This is a genomic window from Microvirga sp. P4_G7 (assembly GCF_056401005.1).
This window is the reverse complement of record NZ_JBFUKD010001174.1, coordinates 1-564: the sequence shown is the minus strand read 5'-3', so window position 1 is coordinate 564 and position 564 is coordinate 1. Positions and strand designations below refer to the sequence as shown.

The window sequence follows — 564 nt, the reverse complement described above, 5'->3', positions numbered from 1 at the left end:
GTATTCGGCGCCGCGATGACGGTGGGCATACTATTGTGGGCGCGGCTGGTTTTCTGAGAATAGTGCGAGGCGTTGCGGCGCTCGCTTTGCTGCTCTGCCTGGGAATCCCRGCCGGGGCGCAGGAGCGTCCGCAAATTCGGATCGCCATCGAGGGCGCGTATCCGCCGTACAACTACTTGGATCAAAGCAACGAGTTGCAGGGCCTCGAGGTCGACCTCGTCAAGGCGCTCTGCGAAGTCATGCAGGTCCGGTGCAATCTCGTGACCCACGAATGGGAAGGCATCATCCGCGGCCTGCTGAACCACGATTACGACGCCATCGTCTCCTCGCTCGAAATCACCGAGCGTCGGCAGAAACGCATCGCCTTCTCGCAGCCCTATTACCGGATCCCGATGGCCTTCATCGGCGAGAAAACGCTCKACGTGAAGAAGGTCACCCCTCTCGCACTCGCCGGAAAGTCGATCGGCGTGACGGACCGCAGCGAAGCATCCGCGTATCTCGAAAAGAACTACACCTCGTCGGTGATCAAGCCCTATGCGAAACTCGAGGAAGCGAACCTTGACG

Annotated in this window: 1 protein-coding gene; it reads left to right on the top strand. The window is 60.1% G+C overall.

Going from position 1 to position 564, the window contains the following annotated elements; genetic code table 11:
• On the top strand, positions 1 to 564 hold a 564-nt coding region (locus tag AC1DT3_RS23715), incomplete at both ends, for a transporter substrate-binding domain-containing protein (protein ID WP_477467593.1).